At 64.9% G+C, this 5,418-nt stretch carries 5 protein-coding genes; 1 reads left to right on the forward strand and 4 read right to left on the reverse strand.

What is annotated here, in order from left to right:
• Nucleotides 1-41: 41 nt before the first annotated feature.
• Together IVB47_RS04585 and IVB47_RS04590 are read right to left on the reverse strand one after the other, a co-directional pair.
• A complete protein-coding gene (locus IVB47_RS04585; protein WP_247287818.1) occupies nt 42-893 on the reverse strand; it encodes a CoA ester lyase in 852 nt (283 codons plus the stop codon).
• A complete protein-coding gene (locus tag IVB47_RS04590; protein WP_007595761.1) occupies nt 893-1,345 on the reverse strand; it encodes a MaoC family dehydratase in 453 nt (150 codons plus the stop codon). Before IVB47_RS04590 ends, IVB47_RS04585 begins: the two co-directional genes overlap by 1 nt.
• Before the next feature lie 226 nt (nt 1,346-1,571).
• Between IVB47_RS04590 and IVB47_RS04595 the strand changes: the two genes are divergently transcribed.
• The gene (locus IVB47_RS04595; protein ID WP_247460111.1) at nt 1,572-2,738 is read left to right on the forward strand and encodes an acyl-CoA dehydrogenase family protein; all 1,167 of its coding nucleotides are present in this window, start codon (nt 1,572-1,574) and stop codon (nt 2,736-2,738) included.
• Nucleotides 2,739-2,793: 55 nt separating this feature from the next.
• Here the strand turns inward: IVB47_RS04595 and IVB47_RS04600 are convergent, their stop codons facing one another.
• Nucleotides 2,794-4,380 carry an AMP-binding protein gene (locus IVB47_RS04600; RefSeq protein ID WP_247460113.1) on the reverse strand — a complete coding sequence of 529 codons (1,587 nt, stop codon included), beginning with the start codon at nt 4,378-4,380 and terminating at the stop codon, nt 2,794-2,796.
• Between the two features lie 33 nt (nt 4,381-4,413).
• Nucleotides 4,414-5,049: a uracil phosphoribosyltransferase gene (gene upp, locus IVB47_RS04605; protein ID WP_247460115.1), complete on the reverse strand. Its 636-nt coding sequence runs from the start codon at nt 5,047-5,049 to the stop codon at nt 4,414-4,416.
• Between the last annotated feature and the right edge of the window lie 369 nt (nt 5,050-5,418).

Below are 5,418 nucleotides of genomic sequence, written 5' to 3' on the forward strand. Positions count from 1 at the left end.
GAATGGCTTGTATCCCATCTGTCGCAGCGCGGCGTCCTGCTCTAGCTCCGGCCGAGGATCTTCTTCGCGGCGCGAAGATGCGGCCTGTCGATCATCTGGCCGTCGAGGCGCAGCGTGCCGGAGTTCGGATTGTTCGCGAACGCCGCGATCACCTTCTCCGCCCAATTACGCTCGGGCTCGGTCGGCTCGAACGCCGCGTTGACCACGTCGACGTGCTTGGGATGGATCAGCGCTTTCGCCGAAAAACCGTCACGCCGCGCCGCGCGCGTTTCCTGTTCGAGCCCCGCCAGATTGTCGATATCGGTATAGACGGTGTCGATCGGTGCGACCTCGGCCGCGGCCGCCGCCATCAGGCAGAGATCGCGCGCCAGCCGATAAGGGCTATGGAACACGCCGCCTGACGCCTTTTCAGTAGCGCCGAGCGAGGCCGAGAGATCTTCCGCGCCCCACATCAGGCCCGCGAGGCGAGGAGAGCAGCCCTTGTAGCTGCCGAGCCCGAAGATCGATCCTGCGGTTTCGGTCGCGACGCAGACGATGCGTGTTGAGCCGATGGCGATACCGGCCGCAGCTTCCAAAGCTTCGAGCCAGGTCGCGACCTGCCGCACGTCGTCGCCGCCCTGCGATTTCGGCAGCACGATGCCGTCAGGCTTGCCTGGAATCACCGCGGCAAGGTCAGCGAGCGTCATGCCGGTGTCGAGCGCGTTGACGCGGACATAGAGCTGGTGGGGTTTGTTGCGGCCGTTGAGCATCGCCAACGTCAACCCGCGAGCCTCCGGCTTCTTGTCGGTGACGACGGAATCTTCGAGATCGATGATCAGCGCGTCGGCCTTGCCTTCGCTGGCCTTCTCGAATTTGCGCGGGGAGTCGCCCGGCACGAATAGCATCGAACGCATCAGACCGGCCTCTTGTGCATCATCGCCATGCGGCGGCATTTTCCGACGATCTCGTCGTTCTGGTTGAGAGCGTGGTGCTCGAACTCGACGATTCCCGCCTTGGGACGCGATTTGGACTCCCGCAATGAAAGCACCTTGGTCGTCGCCCGCAGTGTGTCGCCATGGAAGACCGGTTTCGGAAAGGTGACGTCGGTCATGCCGAGATTGGCAACGGTGGTGCCCATGGTCGTATCATAGACCGTCATGCCGATCATGATGCCGAGCGTGTAAAGGCTGTTGAAAATGCGCTGGCCGAACTCGGTCTGGGCCGAAAAATGCGCGTCGATGTGCAGCGGCTGCGGATTGAGCGTCAGCAGGCTGAACATGGTGTTGTCCATCTCCGTGACGGTCCGCGTCAGGGGATGCCTGAACTCCTGGCCCACGGAAAACTCCTCGAAATAAAGTCCGGCCATCGCGGTCTTCCTCCCTGCGAAATAACAGCGCGCTGACACCATCGCGCCGCATGATCCCATGCATGGTACACACAGTTGGCAGGCAAATTCACGTATCTGTACCCGGTTTTTCGAGCTAAAGAACGCAAGCGAGGGCACGTCGGGCAGAGTAATCTGCCACGGCCTTCGCGTGGGAAACGCGAAGAGGGGAGATGGCGCGGGCGCGGCTCCCAGCAAGGAGATCATCATGGATTTCGCGCTCACCGATCAGCAGGAGGCCATTCGCGACGCCATCGCGAAGATCTGCGAAGGCTTTCCCGATGCCTATTGGCTGAAGAAGGACCACGACGGCGGCTTCCCGCACGACTTCCACAAGGCGCTCGCCGACGCCGGCTGGCTCGGCATCTGCGTGCCGGAGGCCTACGGCGGTTCCGGGCTCGGCATCACCGAAGCCGCGATCATGATGCGCGCCATCGCGGAATCCGGCGCCGGCATGTCGGGCGCATCCGCGGTGCACATCAACGTGTTCGGTCTCAATCCCGTGGTCGTGTTCGGCACCGAGGAACAGCGCAAGCGCATGCTGCCGCCGATGGTCGAGGGCCGCGAAAAGGCGTGCTTTGCCGTGACCGAGCCCAACACCGGCCTCAACACCACCCAGCTCAAGACCCGCGCGGTGGCCAAGAACGACCGCTACATCGTCAACGGCCAGAAGGTGTGGATCTCGACCGCGCAGGTCGCGCACAAGATTTTGCTTTTGGCGCGCACCACGCCGCTGGAGGAGGTGCGCTCGCCGACGCATGGCCTCAGCCTGTTCTACACCGACTTCGATCGCAACAGGATCAAGGTCCACGAGATCGAGAAGATGGGCCGCAAGGCCGTCGATTCCAACGAGCTGTTCTTCGAGGACTTTGAAATCCCGATGGAGGATCGCATCGGCGAAGAGGGCAAAGGCTTCCAGTATATCCTCGAAGGCATGAACCCGGAGCGCATCCTGATCGCAGCGGAAGCCGTCGGCCTCGGCAAGCTCGCGTTGTCGCGCGCGACCGAATACGCCAAGACCCGCGTGGTGTTCAACCGGCCCATCGGCAAGAACCAGGGCATTCAGCATCCGCTGGCCGTCAACTGGGTCGAGCTCGAGGCGGCCTGGTTGATGGTGATGTCGGCGGCCTGGCAATACGACAAGGGCATGCCTTGTGGCGGCGCTGCCAATGCCGCGAAATACATTGCGGGTGAGGCCGGATATCATGCCTGCGAGCAGGCGGTGATGACCCATGGCGGCTTCGGTTACGCCAAGGAATTCCACGTCGAGCGTTACTTGCGCGAAGTTCTGATCCCGCGCATCGCGCCGGTCAGCCCGCAGCTTGCGCTCAGCTTCATTGCGGAAAAGGTGCTGGGGCTGGCGAAGTCGTACTAGCTGATGCGCGACCTTTTAGCCGAGACGAATTCGCGTGCTATCCCGGTGGCCGTGCTTATTCCGCGGCGATCCGGTCCATCGCCATGGCCCGGAGCCGGGCGCGCTGGATCTTGACGCCGTTCGCGCTGTCGGTGACGGGGAAGGCCTCCACGACATAGATCCGCGCCGGGACCTTGTAGCCGGCGAGCCGCTCGCGTAGGCGCGTGATCAACGCGTCCTGCTGCGGCGGTTCGTGCTGGGGGTCCTGGGTGGGGATCACGAAGGCAACGCAGCGGGCGTTTCCCTTCAGATCGACCGCGACGACCTGGGCGTCGGCCACGCCGGCGCACGATTTGAGCTCGTCCTCGATCTCGCCGGGTGCGACAAGAAACCCGCCGAGCCGCATGGCGTCGCCCGCGCGGGTTTCGTAGACGAAGGAGCCGTCGCCGCGCAGCCGGCCGATATCGCCGGTGCGGAAGAAGCCGTCCGCGGTGATGGCGTCGCGCGTCGCGTCGGGATTGTTGTAGTAGCCGAGGAAGCGGGACGGCGCATGGATCTCGATCTCGCCGGAGACGCCGCGAGCCGCGAGTTCGCTGGTCTCGGTGTCGCGCACACGGACCTTGGCCTCCGGGGACATTGGCCAGCCGCCGCCCTCGATGCGATCGGCGAAGCCATCACTCGAGCGTGCGATCGAGAACAGCGCCTGCACCTCGCTCGAACCGTAAAGGCCGTGCAACGGCATGCCGCGCGCCTCGGCCTCCGCGGCAAGCTCGCGCCAGCCGGGCTGGAACGCGGCAAAGCCGCAGACTTCGAGATGCGGAAACGGATGCGGCGCCTCGGTGACGGCGAGGATGCGGCGGAACATCTCGTCCGAGCCAAAGGCATGCGTGATCCCGCACTCGCGGAGAATCTTCAGCGCCGGCGCGGCCTCGAAGGCTTCGAGCGCGTGGACGGTCGCGCCCGCTGCGACGAAGCCGAGCAGGCTCGTCATGCCGAAGGTGCCGCAGAACGGCAGCATGGCCAGCAGCGCATGGCGCTGCGGCGAGAGTTTTAGCGCCTCGGCGACGGAGACGGCGTGCGTGGCCAGCGTTCGCTGCGAATGCGCGACAAGCTTCGGTCCTTTGGTGGTGCCTGACGTCGTGTAGAGCAGAACCGGCAGATCGAAATCGTCCTGAGCCGGCGGGGCCGGCGGATAGGGCTTGTCGAAGACGTCGAAGCGCACGCATGGCCATTGGGCGGGAATCTCATCCGCGCCGACCACCGCGATCTCTCGCAGCGCAGGCACCTCGTCCTTCACGACGTCGGCGAGAATAGCGGCAAAGTCGATCGAGCGAAACGCGGCTTCGATCACCATCAGCCTGGCGCCGGAGAGCTTCAGGAGATGCGCGACCTCCGCGCTGCGGTAGCGCGTATTGACGGCGGCAATGATGGCACCGAGGCGGCCGGCGGCGAACAGCAGCGCGATCCATTCGATCCGGTTGACCAGCCAGACCGCGACGACGTCGCCCGTGCCGATACCCTGCGCGGCAAGCCAGGCGGCGGTCTGCTCGATCTTTTCCGAGAATTCCGCGCGCGAAACCGGCGTGCCGTCGAACACGAAGGCCGGATCGGCGGCGGCTTCGGTCCGGATCAGCGCTTGCAGCGAAAAAACGTTGGCGCTCATGGCAACCGCACTAATCCGATCGCGCGAACCTGTCTACTTGGTGCCGAACATCCGGTCGCCGGCGTCGCCCAGCCCCGGCACGATGTAGCCGTGGTCGTTGAGCCGCTCGTCGATCGCGGCGGTCCAAACCGGCACGTCCGGATGCTCGCTCTGGAACTGCGCGATGCCTTCAGGCGCGGCCAGAAGGCAGACGAAGCGGATGTCGCGGGCGCCGCGCGCCTTCAGCAGCGAGGCGCCGGCACAGGCCGAGTTGCCGGTCGCCAGCATCGGGTCCATCAGGATCACGGTGCGGTCCGACAGGTCCTGCGGCGCTTTGAAGTAATACTCCACGGCCTGCAACGTATCAGGATCGCGGTAGAGCCCGATATGGGCGATGCGCGCCGACGGCATCAGCGCCAGCATGCCGTCGAGGAAGCCGACGCCGGCGCGCAGGATCGGCGCCAGCGTGAGCTTCTTGCCGGCGATCTTGGGCGCCCGCATCGGCGCAATCGGCGTCTCGATCTCGACCAGCTCCAGCGGCAGGTCGCGCGTCACCTCGTAGCCGAGCAGCATCCCGATCTCGTTCAGGATCTCGCGAAAGCTCTTGGTCGAACGGTCCTTCTCCCGCATCAGGGAGAGCTTGTGCTGGACCAGGGGATGGGCGACGACGTTGACGTTGCTGGTGCTCATGAAACCGATCTACACGGTTCCGTGAAACTGCGCCAGATCGGCCGGTGTTTTTGGTGCGGGAGACGCGCCTTCAGCCGGGCGTCGCGACCGCGCTACGGAGCCGGTTGCTCGCCCCGTAGGCAGCCATGGTCAATCCGCGGTCGATGGGCGTGACGGTTTATGCTCCGAGCCCGCGCGCCACGAGTGTGATGACGAGCGTCAGGACCGCGCCCACTAGCCGAAATTTTCGCAGCCGACCGGCTCGTAGAGCGGGTCAGGCACGGGACGAATAGCGGGAACGCTCGGACGCGAAACTTCCAGGGCCAATGCCTCGACCTCTATGAAAGCCGACAGCAGCGCGAGCGCGAGCGCGAGATCGGCGTGGCGGGC

The organism is Bradyrhizobium sp. 62, from assembly GCF_023073035.1.
Lineage (GTDB): Bacteria > Pseudomonadota > Alphaproteobacteria > Rhizobiales > Xanthobacteraceae > Bradyrhizobium.

Bases quoted from the DNA above. Each gene is read 5' to 3' on its own strand.
- IVB47_RS04585 (WP_247287818.1), bottom strand. From the start codon at position 893: ATGCGTTCGATGCTATTCGTGCCGGGCGACTCCCCGCGCAAATTCGAG.
- IVB47_RS04590 (WP_007595761.1), bottom strand. From the start codon at position 1,345: ATGGCCGGACTTTATTTCGAGGAGTTTTCCGTGGGCCAGGAGTTCAGG.
- IVB47_RS04595 (WP_247460111.1), top strand. From the start codon at position 1,572: ATGGATTTCGCGCTCACCGATCAGCAGGAGGCCATTCGCGACGCCATC.
- IVB47_RS04600 (WP_247460113.1), bottom strand. From the start codon at position 4,380: ATGAGCGCCAACGTTTTTTCGCTGCAAGCGCTGATCCGGACCGAAGCC.
- upp (WP_247460115.1), bottom strand. From the start codon at position 5,049: ATGAGCACCAGCAACGTCAACGTCGTCGCCCATCCCCTGGTCCAGCAC.